At 30.4% G+C, this 23691-nt stretch carries 23 protein-coding genes; 5 read left to right on the top strand and 18 right to left on the bottom strand.

Going from position 1 to position 23691, the window contains the following annotated elements; genetic code table 11:
- Genes hisA through hisG form a run of 6 tightly spaced genes read right to left on the bottom strand, consistent with a single transcriptional unit; the run spans position 1 to position 5610 of the window.
- Entirely contained in the window at positions 1–717 is a 717-nt protein-coding gene (gene hisA, locus Q0997_RS13555) for a 1-(5-phosphoribosyl)-5-[(5-phosphoribosylamino)methylideneamino]imidazole-4-carboxamide isomerase (protein ID WP_299889756.1), read from the bottom strand.
- 1 nt (position 718) lies between these two features.
- Positions 719–1300 carry an imidazole glycerol phosphate synthase subunit HisH gene (gene hisH, locus Q0997_RS13550; RefSeq protein ID WP_299889754.1) on the bottom strand — a complete coding sequence of 194 codons (582 nt, stop codon included), beginning with the start codon at positions 1298–1300 and terminating at the stop codon, positions 719–721.
- On the bottom strand, positions 1300–2433 hold the full coding sequence (gene hisB / locus Q0997_RS13545; RefSeq protein ID WP_299889752.1) for a bifunctional histidinol-phosphatase/imidazoleglycerol-phosphate dehydratase HisB: 1134 nt from the start codon (positions 2431–2433) through the stop codon (positions 1300–1302). The genes hisH and hisB overlap by 1 nt, the downstream gene beginning before the upstream one ends.
- Positions 2434–3468 (bottom strand): histidinol-phosphate transaminase, encoded by a 1035-nt coding sequence (hisC, locus tag Q0997_RS13540; protein ID WP_299889751.1) that lies wholly within the window; start codon positions 3466–3468, stop codon positions 2434–2436.
- A 1-nt stretch (position 3469) separates the two neighbouring features.
- Positions 3470–4753 (bottom strand): histidinol dehydrogenase, encoded by a 1284-nt coding sequence (gene hisD / locus Q0997_RS13535; protein WP_299889749.1) that lies wholly within the window; start codon positions 4751–4753, stop codon positions 3470–3472.
- Entirely contained in the window at positions 4753–5610 is an 858-nt protein-coding gene (hisG, locus tag Q0997_RS13530) for an ATP phosphoribosyltransferase (protein ID WP_299889747.1), read from the bottom strand. Before hisG ends, hisD begins: the two co-directional genes overlap by 1 nt.
- Positions 5611–5876: 266 nt before the next feature.
- On the opposite strand from hisG, the gene Q0997_RS13525 reads away from it, so the two are divergent.
- On the top strand, positions 5877–6395 hold the full coding sequence (locus tag Q0997_RS13525; protein WP_299889745.1) for a thioredoxin family protein: 519 nt from the start codon (positions 5877–5879) through the stop codon (positions 6393–6395).
- Between the two features lie 72 nt (positions 6396–6467).
- On the opposite strand, the gene Q0997_RS13520 is transcribed toward Q0997_RS13525, so the two are convergent.
- The 12 genes from Q0997_RS13520 to Q0997_RS13465 all read right to left on the bottom strand — a co-directional run bounded on the left by Q0997_RS13520 (position 6468) and on the right by Q0997_RS13465 (position 20767).
- On the bottom strand, positions 6468–7283 hold the full coding sequence (locus Q0997_RS13520) for a prohibitin family protein (protein ID WP_299889743.1): 816 nt from the start codon (positions 7281–7283) through the stop codon (positions 6468–6470).
- Between the two features lie 18 nt (positions 7284–7301).
- A complete protein-coding gene (locus Q0997_RS13515) occupies positions 7302–9335 on the bottom strand; it encodes a VWA domain-containing protein (RefSeq protein ID WP_299889741.1) in 2034 nt (677 codons plus the stop codon).
- Between the two features lie 3 nt (positions 9336–9338).
- Positions 9339–10085: a 3-oxoacyl-[acyl-carrier-protein] reductase gene (gene fabG, locus Q0997_RS13510; RefSeq protein WP_299889740.1), complete on the bottom strand. Its 747-nt coding sequence runs from the start codon at positions 10083–10085 to the stop codon at positions 9339–9341.
- 155 nt (positions 10086–10240) lie between these two features.
- Positions 10241–13213, bottom strand: coding sequence for a pitrilysin family protein (locus Q0997_RS13505; protein WP_299889738.1), 2973 nt, complete (start codon positions 13211–13213; stop codon positions 10241–10243).
- Positions 13214–13348: 135 nt separating this feature from the next.
- On the bottom strand, positions 13349–14221 hold the full coding sequence (gene sucD, locus Q0997_RS13500) for a succinate--CoA ligase subunit alpha (RefSeq protein ID WP_299889736.1): 873 nt from the start codon (positions 14219–14221) through the stop codon (positions 13349–13351).
- Positions 14222–14283: 62 nt separating this feature from the next.
- Positions 14284–14691: a nuclear transport factor 2 family protein gene (locus Q0997_RS13495; RefSeq protein WP_299889734.1), complete on the bottom strand. Its 408-nt coding sequence runs from the start codon at positions 14689–14691 to the stop codon at positions 14284–14286.
- A complete protein-coding gene (locus Q0997_RS13490) occupies positions 14692–15627 on the bottom strand; it encodes a UDP-3-O-(3-hydroxymyristoyl)glucosamine N-acyltransferase (protein WP_299889733.1) in 936 nt (311 codons plus the stop codon). It abuts the gene before it with no gap.
- A gap of 5 nt (positions 15628–15632) precedes the next feature.
- On the bottom strand, positions 15633–16199 hold the full coding sequence (efp, locus tag Q0997_RS13485; protein ID WP_299889732.1) for an elongation factor P: 567 nt from the start codon (positions 16197–16199) through the stop codon (positions 15633–15635).
- A gap of 17 nt (positions 16200–16216) precedes the next feature.
- A complete protein-coding gene (lpxA, locus tag Q0997_RS13480; RefSeq protein WP_299889731.1) occupies positions 16217–17002 on the bottom strand; it encodes an acyl-ACP--UDP-N-acetylglucosamine O-acyltransferase in 786 nt (261 codons plus the stop codon).
- 83 nt (positions 17003–17085) lie between these two features.
- Positions 17086–18498 (bottom strand): bifunctional UDP-3-O-[3-hydroxymyristoyl] N-acetylglucosamine deacetylase/3-hydroxyacyl-ACP dehydratase, encoded by a 1413-nt coding sequence (locus tag Q0997_RS13475; RefSeq protein ID WP_299889730.1) that lies wholly within the window; start codon positions 18496–18498, stop codon positions 17086–17088.
- Positions 18485–19513 carry a UDP-3-O-(3-hydroxymyristoyl)glucosamine N-acyltransferase gene (lpxD, locus tag Q0997_RS13470; RefSeq protein WP_299889729.1) on the bottom strand — a complete coding sequence of 343 codons (1029 nt, stop codon included), beginning with the start codon at positions 19511–19513 and terminating at the stop codon, positions 18485–18487. The genes Q0997_RS13475 and lpxD overlap by 14 nt, the downstream gene beginning before the upstream one ends.
- A 24-nt stretch (positions 19514–19537) precedes the next feature.
- Positions 19538–20767: an HD domain-containing protein gene (locus Q0997_RS13465; protein ID WP_299889727.1), complete on the bottom strand. Its 1230-nt coding sequence runs from the start codon at positions 20765–20767 to the stop codon at positions 19538–19540.
- Between the two features lie 38 nt (positions 20768–20805).
- Between Q0997_RS13465 and Q0997_RS13460 the strand changes: the two genes are divergently transcribed.
- The 4 genes from Q0997_RS13460 (at position 20806) to Q0997_RS13445 (ending at position 23682) form a co-directional block, all read left to right on the top strand.
- A complete protein-coding gene (locus Q0997_RS13460) occupies positions 20806–22359 on the top strand; it encodes a bifunctional response regulator/alkaline phosphatase family protein (RefSeq protein WP_299889726.1) in 1554 nt (517 codons plus the stop codon).
- Between the two features lie 107 nt (positions 22360–22466).
- Entirely contained in the window at positions 22467–22880 is a 414-nt protein-coding gene (gene tsaE, locus Q0997_RS13455) for a tRNA (adenosine(37)-N6)-threonylcarbamoyltransferase complex ATPase subunit type 1 TsaE (RefSeq protein ID WP_299889724.1), read from the top strand.
- A 174-nt stretch (positions 22881–23054) separates the two neighbouring features.
- A complete protein-coding gene (locus Q0997_RS13450) occupies positions 23055–23198 on the top strand; it encodes a hypothetical protein (RefSeq protein ID WP_299889722.1) in 144 nt (47 codons plus the stop codon).
- A complete protein-coding gene (locus Q0997_RS13445) occupies positions 23161–23682 on the top strand; it encodes a hypothetical protein (protein WP_299889720.1) in 522 nt (173 codons plus the stop codon). The genes Q0997_RS13450 and Q0997_RS13445 overlap by 38 nt, the downstream gene beginning before the upstream one ends.
- Positions 23683–23691: the final 9 nt, after the last annotated feature.

Here is a 23691-nt window from a genome sequence, read left to right as displayed (position 1 = left end):
TTAGATAAGTGTTTCTAATTGTTTTAAACTTATTTTATTCTCATATATAGCCTTACCAATAATAACACCTTCACAGCCCATTTCTTTAAGCTTTGGCAACTCATTAAAAGTAGATATTCCTCCAGACGCAATCAATTTAACATTATCTACATCACTTAAAATACGCGTATACAACTCAAAAGAAGGACCTTCTAACATCCCATCTTTCGCTATATCTGTACATATAACATAATCTATTCCTTTAGCTTGATAATTTTTAATAAATGGAATAACATCTAATTCACTCTCTTCTTGCCAACCATTTATGGCAATCTTTTCATTATTACAATCCGCGCCCAAAATAATTTTATCAGGTCCATATTTAGTAATCCATTTATTAAAGACCTCAGGATTCTTTACTGCTATACTTCCTCCTGTAACTTGATTTGCACCAGAATTAAAAGCGATATGTAAATCTTCATCAGATTTTAATCCTCCACCAAAATCAATTTTTAAATTTGTTTTTGTGGCTATTTCTTCTAAAACCTTATAATTTACAATATGTTTAGCTTTTGCACCATCTAAATCAACAACGTGTAAATATTGAATTCCTGAAGCTTCAAATGCTTTTGCTATTTCTAAAGGGTTTTCATTATATATTTTTTTAGTACTATAATCTCCTTTTGTTAATCTTACGCACTTCCCTTCTATTATATCTATTGCTGGTATTATTCTCATATTATAACTCTAAAAAATTCTTTAAAATTTGTTCTCCATCTATACTACTCTTTTCTGGATGAAATTGTACACCGTAAAAATTATCTTTTTGTAATGCGGAAGCATAATTCAACCCATAATTGGTAGTTGCTATACTTTGTGTATTAGCTTCTGCATAATAACTATGTATTAAATACATAAACGCATCTTCTTTAACATTTTCAAATAATTTAGACTTCAAATTTGTTACAGTATTCCAACCCATTTGCGGTACTTTTACTTTATTTGAAAATCGTTTTACTTCCACATTAAAAACTCCTAAGCCAATTGTATTTCCTTCTTCTGTAGATTTACAAAGCAATTGCATTCCTAAACAAATGCCTAAAACTGGTTGTTTCAATTTAGGTATTAATATATCTAAACCGCTTTCTTTTAGTTTTTGCATTGCTGAACTAGCTTCTCCAACACCAGGAAATATAACTTTATCCGCCCTTTTAATTTCTTTAGGGTCACTTGATAATATTGCCTTATAGCCTAAGCGTTTAAAAGCGAATTGAATGCTTTTAATATTTCCTGCTCCATAATCTATAATTACTAATTTCATTACAGCATACCTTTTGTAGATGGCAAAATCATTTTTTCTACATCTCGTTTTACTGCCATTTTAATAGCTTTTGCAAAAGCTTTAAAAATAGCCTCTATTTTATGATGTTCATTTGTGCCTTCTGCTTTTATATTTAAATTACATTTTGCGCCATCTGTAAAAGACTTAAAAAAATGAAAAAACATTTCAGTTGGCATTTTGCCTACCATTTCGCGCTTAAAATCTGCTTCCCATACTAACCAATTTCTTCCACCAAAATCAATTGCAACTTGAGACAGACAATCATCCATTGGTAAACAAAAACCATAACGTTCAATACCTAATTTGTTTCCTAGAGTTTCTGCAAAAACTTCACCTAAAGCAATTGCTGTATCTTCAATGGTATGGTGCTCATCGACTTCTAAATCTCCATCTACTTTAATATTTAAGTCTAATTGACCATGCCTAGCAATTTGATCTAACATATGATCAAAAAAAGCAATACCAGTATCAATTTTACTTTGTCCAGTGCCATCAAGATTTAAATCAATTTCTATTTTAGTTTCGTTTGTATTTCTAATAATACTTCCTGTTCGTTCTTCTGCTTTTAAAAACGTATAAATAGCTTCCCAATCATTAGTTTCTAAAGCAATATATTGCTCTAAAGCTTCGCGCTTAACAGTTATTTCATCTGTTCCTAAATTTGTATTATCATTAATAAAAACACCTTTAGAGTTTAAATTTTTAGCTAATTCAATATCTGTTAAACGATCTCCAATTACAAATGAATTTGCAAGATCGTATTCATTAGAAAAATACTGTGTTAATAAGCCTGTATTTGGTTTACGAGTGGGCGCATTGTCTTTAGCAAAAGTTCTATCTATAAATTGCTCCTTAAATTCTATACCTTCAGCTTTAAAAGTTTCTATTATAAAATTATGCACTGGCCAAAAGGTCTGCTCTGGATATACTTCTGTTCCTAATCCATCTTGATTAGTAATCATTACAATTTCGTAGTTTAATTCTTTTGAAATTCTAGCTAAATATTGAAATACTTTAGGGTAGAAAATTAACTTTTCAAACGAATCAATTTGTTCATCTGCTGGTTCTTTTATTATTGTTCCGTCCCTGTCTATAAATAGTACACGTTTCATTTATAATGTTTTTAGTTCTTTAATTAGTTTGTTATTTTCTATAGAAGTACCAACAGTAAATCTTAAGCAATTTTCGCATAAAGGCTGATTTGTTCTATTTCTAACAACAATCCCTTTTTGTATTAATTGATTATAGCGTTTATTTGCATCATCCACTTTTACTAAAAGAAAATTCGCATCTGAAGGATAGATCTTTTTTATTAAATCTATTGTTTCTAATTCTGAAACTAGCCTTTCACGTTCTTCCTTTACTATCTTAATTTCGTTTTTAACGCCAGAAATATAACTCATTCGCTTAATCGCGCGTTGTTGAGTAAGTTCATTTATATTATATGGCGGTTTTATTTTTTTTAAGGTATCAATAATTAATTCAGAACTATAACAAATCCCCAATCGTATTCCTGCTAAACCATAAGCTTTTGAAAGTGTCTGAGTTACTATTAGGTTTGGAAATTCATTTAATCTACTAATCCAACTGGCTTCATTAGAAAAATCAATATAAGCTTCATCTATAACAACAATACCTTTAAAGTTCATTAAAAGCTTTTCAACTTTATTACTATCAAAACTATTAGCAGTTGGATTGTTAGGAGAGCATAAAAACAAAATCTTAGACTTACTATTTGCGGCTTCTATAACAGCTTCATAATTAGGCTGAAAATCTCTAGTTAATTCAACTTTAATAACATCTACAGCGTTAGTATTAGCTAATACTTCATACATACCATAAGTAGGTGGCAAAGTGACTACGTTATCTTCTTTTGGTTCACACAAAGCTCTAAAAATAAGATCAAGAACTTCATCACTTCCATTACCTAACAATATGTTTTTTGATGACACTCCTTTTATCTTACATAGTAAGTCTTTAACTTTTATTTGATGTGGATCTGGATACCGATTAACACCATTATTAAAAGGGTTTTCGTTTGCATCAAGAAAAACCATAGCTTTAGTCACGCTATTATATTCGTCTCTTGCAGAAGAATAAGGTTTTAATGCCTTAATATTGTCTCTTATTAAGTTTTCTATATTCATATTACAATAGGTCTTTTAAACGAATTGATACTGCGTTTTTATGTGCTTGTAATCCTTCGGCTTCAGCCATTAATTCAATAGTATTACCTATATTGATTAAGCCTTTTTTAGTTATTTTCTGAAAAGTTATACTCTTAGTAAAACTGTCTAAATTAACTCCTGAATAGGCTTTAGAATAACCATTAGTAGGTAATGTATGGTTTGTTCCTGAAGCATAGTCTCCTGCACTTTCTGGAGTATAATTACCAATAAATACGGAACCTGCATTACTTATTTTATTAACATATAAGTCCTCATCTTCACAACAAATAATAAAATGCTCTGGCCCATATTCGTTTATTAACTCTAAAGCAGTATTATCATTTTCTACATAAATGAGTTTAGAATTTTTAATAGCTTGTTCCGCAATATCTTTTCTTGGTAATTCTACTATTTGTTTTTGGACTTCAATGTTTACGTTTTTAATGAGTTCTTTTGAAGTTGACACTAAAATCACTTGACTATCTGTTCCGTGCTCGGCCTGACTTAATAAATCTGAAGCGACATAACTAGCATTTGCTGTATTATCTGCAACAACTAATAACTCACTTGGTCCAGCAGGCATATCTATAGCAACACCATACTTTGTTGCTATTTGTTTTGCTACGGTAACAAATTGATTTCCTGGGCCAAAAATTTTATAAACTTGAGGTATTAACTCTGTACCAAACGTTAAACCAGCAATGGCTTGAATACCACCAACCTTTACTATTTTAGTGACACCACATAATTGTGCTGCATATAAAATTTCGTTAGCAATTTTACCTTCACTATTTGGAGGCGTACACAAAACTAATTCTTTACAACCAGCAATATTAGCAGGAACAGCCAACATTAAAACCGTTGAAAACAATGGTGCAGTACCGCCTGGAATGTACAACCCAACCTTTTCTATTGGTCTTTTTTCTTGCCAACATTGAACACCACTAATTGTTTCTACAGAAACTCTTTTTGTTATTTGTGCACTATGGAATGCTTCTATATTAGCTTTAGCTTGTTGTATTGCCGTTTTTAAGACATTAGAGACTTTATTTGAAGCGTTTTCTATTTCTTCAACAGAAACAATAGAAGTATCTAATTTAACACCATCAAATAACGCTGTGTATTTTGCTATAGCAGTATGGCCATTTCTTTTAATATCATCAAATATTTGATTAACCGTTGTTTCAATATCATCAACTGTTTGTGTTGGTCTTTTTAACACTTCTTTCCAATCACTTTTATTTGGGTTTTCTATTATTCTCATTACAATACCATTTTTTCTATTGGACATACTAAAATACCTTGGGCACCATTTACTTTTAATTCATCTATAACATCCCAAAATTGATTTTTATCAATTACAGAGTGTACAGAACTCCATCCTTCTTGAGCTAATGGTAAAACCGTTGGGCTTTTCATGCCTGGGAGAATGCTAATTATATCGTCAAGTTTTTCATTTGGAGCATTAAGTAATACGTATTTTGAATTTTGCCCTTTTAATACAGATTGAATTCTAAATTGAATTCTTTTTAATAAGGCATCCTTTTCAGAAGATAACTTTGGAGATTTTGCTAAAACTGCTTCCGATTTTAAGAGTACTTCTACTTCTTTAAGTCCATTTTTAAATAAGGTACTTCCACTTGAAACAATATCACAAATACCATCTGCTAAACCAATATTTGGAGCTATCTCTACAGAACCATTAATAATGTGAAGATTGGCCTTAATACCATTTCTATCTAAAAACTGATTAACCGTATTAGGATAAGATGTTGCAATACGTTTTCCTTCTAAATCTTTTAAACTAGTAGCGTTAGATATTTTAGGTACTGCAATAGATACTTTGCATTTTGAAAAACCTAAACGCTCAACAATTGGTAAATCATTGCCTTTTTCAATTAAAACATTCTCTCCAATAATAGCTATATCCACTACGCCATCTCTTAAATACTGTGGTATGTCACCATTTCGTAAATAAAAAACTTCTAAAGGGAAATTTTGAGCGGAAGCTTTTAATTGGTCTTTACCATTATCGATAGAAATCCCAATGTTTTTTAGGAGTTTCATTGAATCTTCATTCAATCTACCAGATTTTTGAACTGCGATTTTTAGTTTACTCATTTCTTTTTTTATTTGAATGAGCTAAATCAAAATAGGCTTATAGAAAATAAAAAACCCGTTTGATTTGCTCAAACGGGTTTAAAAATATGTTGATTTTATTCAATACACTTTCAGCTCGCTTGATTGCAAGTATGAAAATGATGATGATGTAATTGAATAAAGTTCATGTCTCTTTTTGTTCTTTACAAAGATTGTGAAATTAAATTTACAAATCCTAACATCTTTGAATTTAATTTCTATTTTTATGAAAATATAAATATATAACTATGAAAATTAAACATATTCTATTGGCTTTTACTCTAGTATTAAGTACTCAACTAATAACAGCTCAAGAAACTACCGAAAACATTATGAAAGCAGCTCAAGAAACTGCTAAAAAAGAAGGCAAAAATGTTTTTATTATGTTTCACGCTTCTTGGTGTACATGGTGTAAAAAAATGGATAATAATATGATGTCTAAAGCCACCAAAGAACTATTTGAAGAGTATTACGTTATTGAACATCTTGTTGTTAAGGAATCTAAAAAAAATAAAAATCTTGAAAACCCAGGAGCTTTAGAACTTTTAAAAAAGTACAAAGGAGAAAATTCTGGTATTCCTTTTTGGTTAATTTTTGATAGTGACGGAAGATTATTAACTGATTCTTATGATGTTAAAGGCAACAATTTAGGTTGTCCTGCAAGTCCGAAAGAAGTTGAACAATTTGTTGAAAAATTAAAATTAACTTCTGAATTAACTGATAATCAACTTAAAATAATAACAGAACAATTTGTTATAAAAAAATAACACCTGTTTATAATATCTCATAAAAAAAGCGCAGTTATAATAGCTGCGCTTTTTTTATCAAATTAGAAAACATTATTGGTTTCCTAATATAATAGGCATTCCACTATCTCCAGAGCCTATAACTATAACTTTACTGTTAGAAGATTCTGATAATTTAATTGTAGCTTCAATTCCTTTATCTTGTAATATCTTATCTGTTAAAGATGCACTTAAAATTTTATTAGCATCTGCTTTACCTTTAGCTTCAATAATTTGTTTTTCAGCTTCTTTTGCAGCAGTTACTAATCTAAATTCATACTCTAAAGACTCTTGTTCTTGACGCAGTTTACGCTCAATAGCTTCTTTAATTGTATTTGGTAATGTTACATCACGAACTAGTACTTCATTAAGCTGAACGTACTGTTTTTCAAGTATTTTCTTTGTTTCTGTAAAGATTTCATCTTGAATAGCATCTCGCTTACTAGAATATAATTGCTCTGGTGTATAACGACCAACAACACTACGAGCAGCACTACGAATAGCTGGCTGAATTACACGTTGTAAATAGCCTTCTCCTAGTGTTTGATGTAAGTTTCCTAATTCACCATAAACTGGTTGATACCATGCAGAAGCATCAATTTGTATTTCTAATCCATTAGATGATAACACTTTCATTTTTTCAAATAATTCTTGCTGTCTTACCTCGTAAACATGTACTTTATTCCATGGAGCAATAACATGAAAACCTTCTCCTAAAGGCGGTTCATCTGTAACTACACCTCCACCAAATGTTTTATATAATACGCCTGCTTCACCAGAATCTATAGTTACTGCAGATTTAGCCAAAAGAATTACTAGTATTATTACTACAATTAAAATTGGCAATCCTATTTTTGGTAATTTTTCCATAATATTTTTAAGTTAGTTTTATATTAATCCGTTATATTTTCTCATAAACCATTCTATAGCAAGAGTTAATGCTATAATAGCTAATAAGTATTTCCAATCTATTAAAGGTACAATATTTTTGCTGCTTTTTTGAATTGGTTTATAGCGCTCATCATTTATTAAGTCATTAACCAATACTTTATAATTATCTACAAAATAACTAGAACCTTTACTATTAGTAGCTACTTTACGTAACTTTGTTACATCTGCATTTAAAAATTGTTGTTCTACGTTGTATTCCAGTATTTTAAAAGTTCCCGATTTAGAAATGTTTTCACTCGTTGCTTTAACAGTGAAATCATAATCTGAAGCTGGTAAACTACTTAAGTCTACTTGATAATTATTATTTTTTAAAATAAAGGGAACAGTTTTTACTGTTTCAGAAATTTTATCTTTTAGGGTTATTTTTAAATTCTCTTTAGCATCAAATTCATAATTTTTATTAAAAAATTGGGCTGAGATAATTACATTATTATTACCCTCATAAAATGATTCATACTCTATATCCAACCTATTTTTTCGTTTGTTCGAAGCTAAATATTGAATTAATTTACCTATAAAATTGTCAAATTCATTAAACCCCTTATTATTCACATAGCTTTGAGCTCTCCATTTCCATATATTTTCACCAAATAAAACAGCCTCTCGTCTTCCTCCTATCTCAAATGTTGACAATAGTGGTTCTTCAGTCTCTATACTTCCTACTTTTTTATATAATATTGTTTCTACAGGTACAGAAAACGTTGGTTCTCCAAAACTTGATAATAATGGTGGAAAAGAATTAAAGTTTAAATTTTCAACAATAAATGTATTATAATTCGCATTTAAAGTTGCTTGATAATCTTCAGTCTGGTTAGTAATATCTAACTTATAAGATTCATTTACAGAGTTAAGAAAACTCCAATCTGTTTTTGGGCCAGAAACAATAAATTTATTTCTATTTTTAGTTTTTAAAACCTCAAAAACACTTTTAAACGAATTGTTTGGCTGATACAGCACAACCAATTGAAAATCATCAATTTGATCAATTAACTCACGAGGTTTCAACAACGTCGCTTTTCGTTGCTCATTGCTTTCTATTGATTTTTTTATCGCCCCCAAATCGGGATGTAAAATAGAACTAACTATTGCTACTTTTGTTTGCTCATCGATAACTTCAACTGCAAAGTTTTTACTGTTATTAACTTTATTTTTTTCATTAACCGAAGACTCTATACTTGCTCTATATGTTTTTACTCCAATAGTATTTGCCGGCAAATTAAAATTTAAAATCTCTGAGCTCTTTTCTTTTGAAAAGCGAACATTTTTAGAATACACTACAGTATTACCAGATTTTATCTCAAATTTTGAGTTTAATGATTCATCTCCGTTATATACTAATATTACTTCAACAGGAAACTTGTTTTTTAAATATGCATATTTATTTACATTAAGCTGTTTAATCTTTAAATCAGAATAACGTGTAGTATCGCCTAATACTACTGGAAATATAGCCTGTTTATACTTACTAACAACATATTCATAATCACTACCATACGTTTGGTTTCCATCTGTTATTAATAGAGTTGGAGACAATGTGTTTTTATAAATTTGATTTAACTCATTAAAAGCTTTATCTATATTTGTTTGCCTTTCATTAAAAACTAATGAATCTGTTGTATTTAAAGATTTACCAAAAGAAAAAACATCTATGTTAAATTTATTATTTAATTCCTCGCTATTTGATATGTAGTTAACAATTTCCTTAGCATTTCCTTCTTGATTTAATTGTACTATAGAATTAGAATTATCTACAGCAACTACTAGATTTGGTTTTTCATTATATACTGTAATTTGTTCAAACTTGGGATTAATTAATAGTAATAATACTCCAAAAATGCTTAAAAAACGTAAAAAAGCAAAAAGAGCATTGTTTTTAGACGCTCTTTTTACTTTAAATTTATATTGGAAAAGCGCTAGTAAAAGCGCTACAATTCCAGCTAATATTATATATAATAGTGTTTGTGTAGACATTAATTAAGTTAACATTCCTCCATCAACATTTAATGTCTGTCCAGTTACATAAGCAGACATATCACTTGCTAAAAACACACAGGCATTAGCAATATCTTCAGGGCTACCACCTCTTTTTAAAGGGATAGCACTTCTCCAACCTTTAACAGTTTCCTCGTCTAATTTAGCTGTCATCTCAGTTTCTATAAAACCTGGAGCAATAACATTACTTCTTATATTTCTTGACCCCAATTCTAACGCAACAGATTTAGAAAAACCAATGATTCCTGCCTTAGAAGCAGCATAATTTGTTTGCCCAGCATTACCTTTAACTCCAACAACAGAACTCATATTAATAATTGAACCCTTACGTTGTTTTAGCATTGTTCTCTGTACTGCCTTAGTCATATTAAAAACAGATTTTAAATTGACTTCTATAACTTTATCGAAATCTTCTTCACCCATTCTCATTAATAAATTATCTTTAGTAATACCTGCATTATTTACTAAGATATCTATACTTCCAAACTCTTTAAGCACCTCTTCTGCTAAAGTTTGTGCTTCATTAAAATCAGCAGCATTACTTTTATATCCTTTAACTTTTACGCCTAAATTATTTAAATTTTTTTCAAGCGCATTGGCTGCATCTACAGATGAACTGTATGTAAATGCGATATTTGCTCCATGTTGTGCAAATACCTCAGCGATACCTTTACCTATTCCTCTACTAGCTCCAGTAATTATTGCTGTTTTACCTTCTAATAACTTCATTGAAAATTAGTTTTATATTTCTTTAACATCTGCATTATATACAGATTTCATTTTATTAATTAGTCATTCAAATATAGTAATTACTATGTGTTTTGAATAAAAAAAACCTCACAAATTATACGATTGTGAGGTTTAATTCTATTAATAAATGTTTTCTACAACTTAACTTCTTGAGGCTTTTCGTAATTGAATAAATAATCGATATCCATTTCCTGTACATCTCCTAACTTTTTAAGCGACTTAAAATCAATATCTTTTTTATTACCAATAACCATTACATTATAGTTTTCTCCTTTAATATTTTCATTAAAGAACTTACGTAAATCTGCCATTGTCATATTCTTAATAGCATTATACATTGCTTCACGATTATCTTCATTAATACCTAATTTCTGAAGTCTTTCGTATGACCAAAACACATTAGATTTAGTAATTCGTTGAGACGCTAATTTCTTTAATGTAGATTCTTTTGCTGCATTAAATTGATCTTCAGATTCTGGCATATTACTCATTAAATCCATCATAGCATCTACTGCCTGTGGCATTTTATTAGCTTGAGTACCTATATAAGCCATTACATAATTTGCATCTTCTTTTTTACGTGCTGTTGAATAACTCGACCACGCTGAATATGCTAATGATTTTGATTCACGAATCTCCTGAAATACAATAGAAGACAAACCTCCTCCAAAATAAGTGTTAAATAAAGTAGAAGCAGCCATGTTTTCTGGCTTAAAAGGTTCTCCTTTTGCTAAAAACATCATTTCACTTTGTACCATATCATAATCTACAAAGTATACATTTCCTCCAGTTTCTTTTTCCATGTAAGCCATAGCTTCAGGATACTCAATAAGTTTATCAGTAATTTTATGATATGTGTTTAAAGCTCCAACCGCAGCATCAACATCTTTACCATAATAAAAAATACGCTGTTTATAATCTTTCATACTCTTAGTTAAATCTACTAACTCTTGAGGATTAATTTTTTGCATATCACTTACAGAAATAATATTACGCAATCTTGAATTCTCACCGTATTTTGCGTAGTTTAATAAACCTGAACGTAAAATTCTTCCTTTACTAGTTTTATTATTCTGTCTTCCTTTTGCAATAGATTCAACATACTTACCATAAGCTTCTGCATTTGGAACAGCATTTTCCCATAAATGCTCTAACAACTCTAACCCTTTAGGTAAGTTTTCTTTCAATCCACTTAAACCAACATAAGTTTGTTCTCCTTGAGCACTTACGTAATAATCAATACCTAACTTGTAAAACTCTTTCTTTAATTCTTCTGCTGTATACTTTTCTGTTCCTAAATACTCTAAATAACCAGCGGCTAAACCTAGTTTTTTATCGCTATCACTTCCCATATCAAAGATGATATTCATATCAAATAAGTCATTACTCTCATTTTCAATATAAGATACATCCAAACCACTATCTGTTTTTGTTTTCTTAATAGCTGAAGCATAATCAACATACTTAGGCTCTAATGGTTTAGACTGCTTAGCATTAAATGCCTTAATATAAGCTGAAGAATTCTCTCTATTTAAGTTAACTGGAGTTATTCCTGGGTTAGATACTTTTACAATACTATTATCCTCACCTTTTCTCTTATAAGTAACAACATAATTATCCTTATAAAAAGTATTTGCAAAATCAATAACTTCTTGTTTAGAAACGGCTTTTAAAGCATCTAAAAATTTAACTTTATCTTCCCAATTTTCATGATGAATAAACGCATTGAAATATGCTGATGCTAAAGCTGTACTATTCTCATATTGCTGTAATTGAGATTTTTTTAAATCATTTACAACAGCATCTATCATCCAATCATCAAACTCTCCTTTTTTTAATTTCTCGACCTGGCTTAAAATTAATGTCTTTACTTCATCTAAAGATTGACCTTCCTTTGGAGAGCCACTAAAACTATGGTAACCATAATCATTTAAAAAAGTTGTCGAACAACCTGCTCTCTGAACTAATTGTTGTTGGTTTAAGTTTAAATCTATTAAACCTGCGTTTCCATTTGCTAAAATCATATCGCAAAGTGTAACCATTATTTCATCTTTAGTATTCACACCACCAGACCTAAAAGCAATAGAAACACTTTCTGCTGTTGGCCCAAACACTTCATTTGTAACAACACTAGTAATAGCTTCTTCTTTAGGTAATACAGGATGCGTTACTTCTTTTTTCTTTAAATTTCCAAAAGTTGCATTTACCTTTTTAATAGTATCATCAAAATCTAAATCTCCAACTAGCACCATTGCCATATTATTAGGCACGTAATACTTGTCGAAATAATTATTAATATCTACTAAAGAAGGATTTTTTAAATGCTCTGCAGTACCTATTGTTTTTTGCTGTCCATATGGATGATTAGGAAATAATCCCTCTAACATTGCTGCATAACGTTTTCTCCCATCACTATCCTGGCCTCTGTTAAACTCCTCAAAAACAGCCTCTAATTCGGTGTGAAATAGACGTAATACTAATTGACTAAAACGCTCTTCTTCTAATTCTAACCACTTTTCTAATTCATTAGCAGGGATTTTATTCTTGTAAACAGTTTCTTCGAACCAAGTATGAGCATTTGTGCCTGTTGCACCAAGAGAGCTCGTCATTTTATCATATTCATTTGCAACAGAGTAATTTGACGCTTCTAAAGACACTTTATCAATTTCTCTGTACAGTTCTAATTTTTTATCAGGATCTGTTTCTGCTCTATGCTGCTCATATAGTGCTGAAATTTTATCTAGATATACTTTTTCTTTCTCCCAATCTACAGTTCCTATTTCATCTGTACCTTTAAAAACCATGTGCTCTAAATAATGAGCTAATCCAGTCGATTCTTTAGGATCGTAATTAGAGCCTGCTCTTACTGCAATATAGGTTTGGATTTTAGGCTCGTCTGTATTCTTACTTAAATACACCTTAAGTCCATTCTCTAAAGTATATAAACGTAACCCAGTTGGGTCATTATTTACTGTTTCGTATTTAAAACCACTAGCATCTGTTTGAGACTCGGTTTTAAAAGCTATTTCTTTGTTTACATTGCCTTCTTTACAACTGTAGACAAACGCTACAAGCATAAGCAAAACAACTAATTTTAAATGTTTCATTTTTAATTATTTTTGATTGAGTTTAGTTTAAAAAAAAAGTTCGTCAGCTAATTTACAGCCAACGAACTTATAACGTTAATATATTATATATATTTTAACAGAATTTAACTATTAAAATACTAACAGCAAGGTTGTTTACCCTAAAACCTCAGCTACTTTCTTTCCAATCTCTGCAGGAGAATCTACAACATGAATCCCACAACTTCTCATAATTGCCTTTTTAGCTTGAGCAGTATCGTCGCTTCCGCCAACAATTGCTCCAGCATGTCCCATTGTTCGACCTGCAGGCGCTGTTTCACCAGCAATAAAACCAATAATTGGTTTCTTACTTCCGCTTTCTTTATACCAGTTTGCTGCATCAGCTTCTAACTGACCACCAATTTCACCAATCATAACAACACATTCCGTTTCAGTATCGTTTATTAATAACTCAACAGCTTCTTTAGTTGTAGTTCCAATAATTGGATCTCCTCCAATACCAATGGCAGTAGTAATTCCTAAGCCTTGTTTTACAACTTGATCTGCGGCTTCATATGTTAATGTTCCAGATTTTGAAACAATACCTACTTTACCAGACTTGAATACAAATCCTGGCATAATACCAACTTTTGCTTCACCTGGCGTAATAACACCTGGGCAGTTAGGTCCTACTAAGCGACAATCTTTACCTTTTATATAGTCTGAAGCTTTAATCATATCTGCAACAGGTATACCTTCAGTAATACAAATAATAACTTTAATTCCAGCATCCGCAGCTTCCATTATAGCATCTGCAGCAAAAGCTGGCGGCACAAAAATAATAGTTGTATCTGCTCCTACTTTCTCTACTGCTTCTTCTACAGTATTATAAACTGGCCTATCTAAATGAGTTTGACCACCTTTTCCTGGAGTAACACCTCCAACAACATTTGTTCCATACTCAATCATTTGTCCAGCATGAAAAGTACCTTCACTACCAGTAAAACCTTGAACTATAATTTTTGAATCTTTATTTACTAAAACGCTCATTTGTATATTTTTTGAATAATGCCACAAAAGTAAGTTTTTGATAGCTATTTTTTTAATCTATTTTAAATTTTTATTTCTAAAAATGTATTTGATTCTAAAGTTTTTTCATCTGCTTGCTGACTAATTTCATAACAGCGATATAATTTATCTTCTTTAACCTCCCAAACAGCAGTAAAATGCGCCAAAGCAACTTCATTATCTGGGTTCTCAATTGTATGAGCATATAAAGTATGTCTACTTGTTACAAACTCATTATCTTCCAATAAATGACTAAACTGAAAACGAAGTGTATTGTATGATTCACGTGTGCCTTTAAAAAAATCTTCAATTTCTTTATATTTAAGAATCATAAACCCATGACTACTATTCCAATGTAATTCACAATCATCATGGAAAAATTTAGAAACTACAGATTCATCATTTGCTAAATCTGAATCATAAAATGCTTTAACTATTGCTTTAGATGACATCTATTTATTTTTTAATTGATCTATTATATTAGGAATCTGCTTAACATAAGCTAATTCTTTTAGTTTTACTCTAGATTCTTCAATAGGTGTTCCAAAATAACTCTTACCACCTTGAACGGATTTTGTTACACCTGTCTGACCTAAAATAACGGCTTTTTTTCCTATTGTAATTCCGCTGTTTGTACCTACTTGTCCCCAAATAGTAACCTCATCTTCAATAATACAACATCCTGCTATTCCAACTTGAGATGCTATCAAACATTTTTTACCAATAACAGTATCGTGACCAACTTGAATTTGATTATCTAATTTAGATCCAGCTCCAATAGTTGTGTCTCCAGTTACACCTTTGTCTATTGTACAAAGCGCACCAATATCTACATTATCTTCAATAACGACTCTTCCACCAGAAACTAATTGATCAAAACCTTCTGGCCTATTTTTATAATAAAAAGCACTTGCTCCTAAAATACTACCAGAATGAATTGTTACATTATTACCAATAATGGCATCATCATATATAGTAACATTAGCATGAATAATACAATTATCACCTATAACAACATTATTACCAATAAAACAATTTGGCTGAATAATAGTGTTCGTTCCTATTATAGCAGACTCAGAAATACTTGAGTTTGCTGCCTGAAAAGGTTTAAAATGATTTGTTAGTTTATTAAAATCACGAAAAGGATCATCACTAATTAGTAATGCTTTTCCTTCTGGGCATTCGACATTTTTATTTATTAATACTATTGTTGCTGCAGATTGCAAAGCTTTATCATAGTATTTAGGATGATCTACAAAAACAATATCTCCAGATTCTACAACATGAATCTCATTCATACCAAGAACAGGAAAATCTTCATTGCCAACATATTCACAACCTATAAGTTGTGCAATTGCTTTTAAAGTATGTGGTTTAGGAAACTTCAATAAAACTACTCTTTAACACGTTCTTTATAAGTACCCTTTTCTGTTTCTACTTTAATTTTATCTCCTTCATTAATAAACAAAGGCACATTAACCGTTGCACCTGTCTCAACAGTTGCTGGCTTAGTAGCGTTTGTAGCTGTATTACCCTTTACTCCAGGCTCTGTTGCAGTAACTTCTAATACAACACTTGCTGGCAAATCAACAGATAAAGGTGCATTATCTTCAGAGTTAATAATAACAGTAACAACTTCTCCTTCTTTCATTAATTCAGGCTTATCTAAAGCAGATTCTGTTAATTGAATTTGAGTATAATCTTCTTGATTCATAAAATGATAGAAATCTCCATCATTGTATAAAAATTGAAACTTATGTGTTTCTACACGTACGTCTTCTAGTTTATGTCCTGCAGAAAATGTATTATCAATTACTTTTCCATTAGTTACACTTTTTAATTTTGTTCTAACAAATGCAGGTCCTTTTCCTGGCTTAACGTGTAAAAATTCTATTATTTTATAAATATCATGATTATACTTAATACATAATCCGTTTCTAATATCTGATGTAGATGCCATAAATTTCTTGTCTTTTATTAATTTGATTTGAAGTAACCCTTCATAATTCCGCGATGTGAATTCTTTATAAATTGAAGAATTTCATCACGTTCGGTAGTTGCTTCCATTTCAGCTTCAATAATATTGTAAGCTTGAGTATTATTATAATTTTTTTGATATAATATTCTAAATATATCTTGAATCTCTCTAATTTTCTCTGTCGTATAACCTCTTCGTCTTAATCCAACAGAATTAATACCTACATAAGATAAAGGCTCTCTTCCTGCTTTCACAAATGGAGGCACATCTTTTCGTACTAAAGATCCTCCAGTTACAAAAGCATGATTACCTACCGAACAAAATTGATGGACAGCTGTCATACCCGCTAAAATAACATAATCACCTATAGTAATGTGTCCCGCAAGGGTACTATTATTTGAAAATATACAATTACTACCAACAATACAATCGTGAGCAATATGGCAATACGCCATAATTAAGCAATTATCTCCCACTACAGTTTTCATTCTATCTGTAGTACCTCTATTAATAGTAACACACTCTCTAATAGTTACATTATCTCCAATTTCTGTAGTAGTATCCTCATCATTATATTTTAAATCTTGAGGCACAGCAGATATTACTGCTCCTGGAAAAATGTTACAATTCTTTCCTATTCTAGCACCTTCCATTATAGTTACGTTACTTCCTATCCAAGTGCCTTCACCAATGGTAACATTATTATAAATGGTTGTAAATGGTTCAATAACCACATTTTTTGCGATTTTTGCTCCTGGGTGTACGTAAGCTAATGGTTGATTCATTTTTTGTTATAATAATTTTAAAATGCGTTCGCAATTTAATGCTTTAGTTTAAAATAAAAACGAAAGCCTCACTTGTTTCATTTTTATGATTCTTTCACTTTGGTAATTTGAGCCATTAATTCTGCTTCTGCACACAGTTTCCCATTAGCATAAGCATAACCTTGCATGTGACATATACCTCTTCTTATTGGTGTAATTAACGAACATTGAAATATTAATGTATCACCAGGAACTACTTTTTGTTTGAATTTTACTTTATCAATTTTCATGAAAAAGGTTAGATAATTCTCTGGATCCGGAACAGTACTAAGTACTAGAATTCCTCCCGTTTGTGCCATTGCTTCAACAATTAACACACCAGGCATTACTGGTGCTCCTGGAAAGTGACCTGCAAAAAATGGCTCGTTCATGGTAACGTTTTTCATACCAATTACATTTTTTTCGGTCAATTCAAAGATTTTATCTATTAACAAAAATGGCTGTCTATGCGGTAACATGTCCATAATTTGATTAACATCCATTAATGGTGCTTGATTCAAATCTATTTCAGGAACATTATTACGTCTTTCGTTTTTTATAATTTTAGATAGCTTCTTAGCAAATTGTGTATTCACAAAATGCCCTGGCTTATTAGCTATTACTTTACCTCTTATTCTAGTACCTATAAGTGCTAAATCACCTACAACATCTAACAATTTATGTCTTGCTGCTTCATTAGGGTGGTGCAATGTTAAATTATCAAGAATACCATTTGGTTTAACAGCAATCTTTTCCTTTCCAAAGGCTACTTTTAATTTTTCCATTGTGTCTGAAGATAATTCTTTATCAACATATACAATTGCATTATTTAAATCTCCTCCTTTTATTAAACCATGCTCTAAAAGTGATTCTAATTCATGTAAAAAACTAAAAGTTCTTGAGTCTGAAATATCTTTCTTGAAATCTGAAATATGATTTAACGTTGCATTTTGAGTCCCTAACACTTTAGTACCAAAATCTACCATTGTAGTAATTTGATACTCTTTTGCAGGCATCACTAAAATTTCACTTCCTGTTTCTTCATCTGTATATGAAATAACATCTTTTACTATAAATTCTTCTCTAAAAGCATCCAACTCAACAATACCAGCTGCCTCAATTGCTTCTACAAAAAATTTAGATGAACCATCCATAATTGGAGGCTCAGATTGATTTAATTCAATAACAGCATTATCAATATCTAAGCCTATAAAAGCTGCAAGAACATGTTCACAAGTTTGAATAGTAACCCCGTTTTTTTCTAAACAAGTACCACGTTGTGTGTTTGTAACATAATTAGCATCAGCCTCAATAATTGGCGAACCTTCTAAATCTATTCTCTTAAAAGCAAAACCTGAATTTTCAGGCGCAGGTTTAAAAGTTAAGGTTACATCTTTACCAGTATGTAATCCTACACCTTTTAAAGAAATTTCTTTTTCTATAGTTTTTTGCTTGACTTCCGAATTAACTATTGCCATGTTCTTTTTTTTCTAATTCGTTTATTGTTTTTGCCAATTTAGGCAAGTTTTTAAAGTATACATACGACTTGTTCCAGTCTCCATAACCAAATGCAGGTGAGCCTTGTAATATTTCATTGTCTTTAATATTCCTACCTATTCCAGACTGCGCTTGAATTTTAACACCATTACCAATAGTTAAGTGTCCTGCAAAACCTACTTGCCCTCCTATTTGGCAATTTTCTCCAATTTTTGTAGAACCAGCTATACCTGTTTGAGCTGCTATAACTGTATTTTTACCTATTTCTACGTTATGCGCTATTTGAATTTGATTATCCAACTTAACACCTTTTCTTATAATAGTAGAACCTAGAGTTGCTCTATCAATAGTAGTAGCAGCACCAATATCAACAAAATCTTCAATGACTACATTACCAATTTGTGGAACCTTAGTATATTCTCCAGATTCGTTAGGTGCAAAACCAAAACCATCAGCGCCAATTATTGCTCCTGAGTTAATAACACAATTACTACCTACGGTACATTCTGAATAAATCTTAGCACCTGAAAAAATCACAGTATTATCTCCAATTATTACATTATCACCAATATATGAACTTGGAAAAATCTTAACATTCTTTCCGATTTTAACATTATCTCCTACATAAGTAAATGCTCCTACATAAATATCTTCGCCTAAAATTGCAGATTGAGAGATATACGAAGGTTGTTCTACACCAAATTTATTAAGCTTTACTTGATTATAATATTCAAGTAATTTAGAAAAAGACTTGTAAGCATCTTCAACCTTAATTAAGGTTACAGAAACCTCTTGTTCTGGTTCAAAATCTTTTCCTACAATAGCTATAGATGCTTTTGTAGTATATATATATGGTGTGTATTTAGGATTAGCTAAAAATGTTAGCGCACCTTCTACTCCTTCTTCAATTTTAGATAGTTTAGAAACTTCAGTCTGTGGATTACCCACAATATCACCTTCTAATATACCTGCTATTTGTTCTGCTGTAAACTTCATCTGACGCAAAAATAGAAAAAATAATCACAATTTTTCCTTTGGATAACAGATATAATATTTAGTCACTGGTTTAGATAGTGCTTTGAGATTTAATTGATCTGAAGCTTTAACTATATCTTCAATTTTTCCGTTTTTATGCAAAATACTTATACCTTGTTTTTTTTGTGTGTAAGCTTGATTTGAAATTTCTCCTGTAAAAACAAAATAATCTGCTTCATCTTCAGATATAGAATATTTTTCAATTAAATCTTTTTTATGCTGTAACAACAACGCCGGTTTTATACTTTTTTTCTTTATTTTAACCTTAAGTAAGTCTCTATTAATAATCATATAGCACAAATTCTTTAAAACAAAATCATCATGATATTGCCAATCTTTCATTGCAGAAACAATATCATAATCATCTAGTTTTGAAAAAGTTCCTAATACTTCTAAAGAAAAATCTTTTATATTGATTTCATTATCCAAAAAGTATTTTAAAGACTTACTTGCTGGCAATTCTATTCCTTTTTTTGTTAATTCCTTAGCGCGTTTTAATACGCGAATAAGCAATTGTTCGGCAGATAAACTCGTTTTATGCAAATAGACTTGCCAATACATTAAACGTCTAGCAACAAGAAATTTTTCAACAGAATAAATACCTTTATCCTCTACTACTAACTCATCATTTTTAACATTAAGCATTGTTATTAAACGTTCACTATTAATGTTACCTTCTGCTACTCCGGTATAAAAGCTATCTCGTTTTAAATAATCTGCTCTATCCATGTCTATTTGACTTGATATTAATTGGCACATAAATTTCCTGTGATACTCTCCCTTAAATATTTTAATAGCTAAAGTTAAATCGTTGTTAAATTCTGCATTCAAAGCCTCCATAAAAAGCATTGATATATGCTCATGAGAAACACCATTAACTATACTATGTTCCATAGCGTGAGAAAAAGGCCCATGTCCAATATCGTGTAATAAAATAGCCACTAATAATGCATTTTCCTCTTCGTCGCTAATTTCAACACCCTTAAAACGAAGTACTTGAATAGCTTTTTGCATTAAATGCATACAACCTATCGCATGATGAAAACGTGTGTGATGCGCACCTGGATAAACCAGATAACTCATACCCATTTGGGTAATACGACGTAGTCGTTGAAAATATTTATGTTCTATTAAATCGAAAATTAAAGAATTTGGGATAGTAATAAATCCGTAAATTGGGTCGTTTAATATTTTAAGTTTGTTACTTGTCTGCAAACTGAGAATTTTTCAATGATTTATATAAACAAATATACATGGATAAAATAAATATACTTTGGGTTGATGATGAAATCGATTTATTAAAACCACATATTCTTTTTTTAGAGAAAAAAAATTATAATGTTTCTACTTGTAATAGCGGAACAGAAGCAATAGAAATTCTTGATGATCAAAAATTTGACATTGTTTTCTTAGATGAAAACATGCCTGGTCTTACAGGGTTAGAAACCTTACATGAGATTAAAGAAAAACAAGATTCTCTTCCTGTAGTTATGATTACTAAAAGTGAAGAAGAGTATATAATGGAAGAAGCCATTGGTAATAAAATTGCTGATTACCTTATAAAACCTGTAAATCCGAATCAAATTCTATTAAGCTTAAAGAAAAACCTTGATCATTCTCGATTAGTTTCTGAAAAAACAACTTCTAATTACCAACAAGAATTTAGAAAAATTGCGATGGATATGGCGATGGTAAATTCTTATGAAGAGTGGACTTCTCTATACCAAAAATTAATTTATTGGGAAATGCAACTAGAGGATATTGAAGATACTGGCATGTTTGAAATATTAGAATCTCAGAAGAATGAAGCCAATATTCAATTCGGTAAATTTATAGATAAAGAATACCCAACTTGGTTTGAACCAAATACAGATGCTCCAACATTATCTCATGTCTTATTTAAAGATAAAGTCGCGCCAGAACTTAGTAAAGAACAACCAACTTTATTAGTAGTTATTGATAATTTACGATACGATCAATGGAAAGCTTTTGAACCTATAGTGTCTAACCATTACAAAAAGAAAACAGAAATTCCTTTTTTTAGTATACTTCCAACTGCAACGCAATATGCTAGAAATGCCATTTTTTCTGGATTAATGCCTAGTGACATGGAAAAATTACATCCTGAGTATTGGAAAAATGATACAGATGAAGGTGGTAAAAACATGCATGAAGCAGATTTTTTAAATGCACAAATGAAACGTTTAGGCATTAATAATTTAAAACACGAATACTACAAAATAACAAACTTAAGAGATGGTAAAAAATTAGCCGACAACTTTAGAGGACTAAAAGACAACGATTTAACCGTTGTGGTATACAATTTTGTTGATATGTTATCGCACTCTAAAACAGAAATGGATGTTGTAAAAGAATTAGCCTCAAATGATAAAGCTTACCGTTCACTTACCCAAAGTTGGTTTAAAAATTCTCCATTACTAGAAATGATACAACAAGCTCAACAAATGGGGTTTAAACTTATTTTAACTACTGATCATGGCACAATTAACGTAAAAAACCCTTCAAAAGTAATTGGAGATAGAGATACTAGTTTAAATTTAAGATACAAAACTGGCCGCAGTTTAAGCTATGAAAGCAAAGATGTATTAGCTGCTAAAAACCCAAAAACCATTCATTTACCATCTTTATCAATGAATAGCTCTTTTATTTTTGCAAAAAGTGATTTGTTTTTTGCTTACCCAAACAATTATAATCACTACGTAAGCTATTATCGTAATACTTATCAACATGGAGGTGTTTCGCTAGAAGAAATGATTATTCCATTTGTAGTACTAGATCCAAAATAATACTACAAACTATAAACAACTATGGTTATATGCCAGATATTATAATTAAATAAAATTAGTATGAAATCATAGTTGTTATTACTTATTTTTGAAAAAAAAGTAAAACATTGGAAAGAATCTACACTTTAAAAGATATAGAAACTGTAGCAAAGCAAATAATTGATATAGCTACATCTAACATTTTTCTATTTCATGCAGACATGGGAATGGGAAAAACTACTCTAATTAAAGCAATAGTAAAAGCATTAGGTTCTAAAGATAGGGTTAGCAGCCCAACATTCTCACTAGTAAATGAATATAAAACAGAAGCAAATTCCATTTATCATTTCGACTTATATAGAATTGAGAATGAAGAAGAATTATATGACTTTGGAATTGAAGATTATTTAAATAAAAACGCCATTTTATTAATTGAATGGCCGGAAATAATTACTCCTTTATTAAATAAAAATTACAATATAATAGAAATTACCTCTCCAAATATTGAAGACAGAAAGCTCTCGTTTCTTAACATATGTTAAGGCTTACGGTATTTTTTCTTATCATTAAAAATTGTATTTTTGAAACATTACGGTTTTAGCCGTAATGAAATTTAAACAAAAATGTTTTTTTAACATATTTTTAACATATACAAGCAATATTGCTTAGTGATTTATATAAATTAGGACTATTAATTAATTTAAATCCCTAACATTATGAGAACTAAAAAGTATGTAATAGCTTTGGCTATTTTCGGTGGTGTTTTATTCACTGCAAACGCAACTAACATTATTGACTTAAATGACCAAAAAGAAACAGGAGTTGACAAAAGAAAAATCAAAGTTCCAACACACGGATAAAAACAATTTTATCAAAGGGTCAATTATCGCAACTATTATTGCCTTAACACCTTTGCTATTTCAAATTTATAAAAGTGTTCCAAAAACTAAAATTTGGGACACTTTTTTATTTACATATAATAGCGCATATTATGAAGATGCAAATGTTGCTTTTTGGGTGCTATCTGGTAAGTTAATACCTTTAATATTACTAATTATTTGGTTTTTTACTTGCCGACATTGGTGGCATCATGCAATAATAGTACCTATTACCCTTTATATTTATCAAGCGATAAATGCTATTAATGATGATTTAGTTTTTTTTGACGAAGTAAATTTCTTAGACTTACTACCTGTAATGATAATAATTATACCATCAATATACCTAGTACGGGCTAGAATTTTCTACAAACTAAACACTGTAAACAAAACAACTCAAGAATTAGAAGATGAGCTAACTTTTAAGCCTAGAACTATTTGGGAAAAAATCAAACAGTATTTTTAAGGATAATTC

This window comes from uncultured Lacinutrix sp. (assembly GCF_947500325.1).
Lineage (GTDB): Bacteria > Bacteroidota > Bacteroidia > Flavobacteriales > Flavobacteriaceae > Lacinutrix.
The sequence above is the reverse complement of the archived record's forward strand: the minus strand, read 5'-3'. Positions and strand labels throughout refer to the sequence as shown.

Bases quoted from the DNA above. Each gene is read 5' to 3' on its own strand.
- Q0997_RS13495 (WP_299889734.1), bottom strand. From the start codon at position 14,691: ATGTCATCTAAAGCAATAGTTAAAGCATTTTATGATTCAGATTTAGCA.
- efp (WP_299889732.1), bottom strand. From the start codon at position 16,199: ATGGCATCTACATCAGATATTAGAAACGGATTATGTATTAAGTATAAT.
- Q0997_RS13505 (WP_299889738.1), bottom strand. From the start codon at position 13,213: ATGAAACATTTAAAATTAGTTGTTTTGCTTATGCTTGTAGCGTTTGTC.
- hisD (WP_299889749.1), bottom strand. From the start codon at position 4,753: ATGAGAATAATAGAAAACCCAAATAAAAGTGATTGGAAAGAAGTGTTA.
- hisB (WP_299889752.1), bottom strand. From the start codon at position 2,433: ATGAAACGTGTACTATTTATAGACAGGGACGGAACAATAATAAAAGAA.
- hisH (WP_299889754.1), bottom strand. From the start codon at position 1,300: ATGAAATTAGTAATTATAGATTATGGAGCAGGAAATATTAAAAGCATT.
- Q0997_RS13475 (WP_299889730.1), bottom strand. From the start codon at position 18,498: ATGGCAATAGTTAATTCGGAAGTCAAGCAAAAAACTATAGAAAAAGAA.
- hisC (WP_299889751.1), bottom strand. From the start codon at position 3,468: ATGAATATAGAAAACTTAATAAGAGACAATATTAAGGCATTAAAACCT.
- Q0997_RS13520 (WP_299889743.1), bottom strand. From the start codon at position 7,283: ATGGAAAAATTACCAAAAATAGGATTGCCAATTTTAATTGTAGTAATA.
- Q0997_RS13515 (WP_299889741.1), bottom strand. From the start codon at position 9,335: ATGTCTACACAAACACTATTATATATAATATTAGCTGGAATTGTAGCG.
- Q0997_RS13450 (WP_299889722.1), top strand. From the start codon at position 23,055: ATGAGAACTAAAAAGTATGTAATAGCTTTGGCTATTTTCGGTGGTGTT.
- fabG (WP_299889740.1), bottom strand. From the start codon at position 10,085: ATGAAGTTATTAGAAGGTAAAACAGCAATAATTACTGGAGCTAGTAGA.
- lpxA (WP_299889731.1), bottom strand. From the start codon at position 17,002: ATGAATCAACCATTAGCTTACGTACACCCAGGAGCAAAAATCGCAAAA.
- hisG (WP_299889747.1), bottom strand. From the start codon at position 5,610: ATGAGTAAACTAAAAATCGCAGTTCAAAAATCTGGTAGATTGAATGAA.
- hisA (WP_299889756.1), bottom strand. From the start codon at position 717: ATGAGAATAATACCAGCAATAGATATAATAGAAGGGAAGTGCGTAAGA.
- lpxD (WP_299889729.1), bottom strand. From the start codon at position 19,513: ATGAAGTTTACAGCAGAACAAATAGCAGGTATATTAGAAGGTGATATT.
- sucD (WP_299889736.1), bottom strand. From the start codon at position 14,221: ATGAGCGTTTTAGTAAATAAAGATTCAAAAATTATAGTTCAAGGTTTT.
- Q0997_RS13525 (WP_299889745.1), top strand. From the start codon at position 5,877: ATGAAAATTAAACATATTCTATTGGCTTTTACTCTAGTATTAAGTACT.
- Q0997_RS13460 (WP_299889726.1), top strand. From the start codon at position 20,806: ATGGATAAAATAAATATACTTTGGGTTGATGATGAAATCGATTTATTA.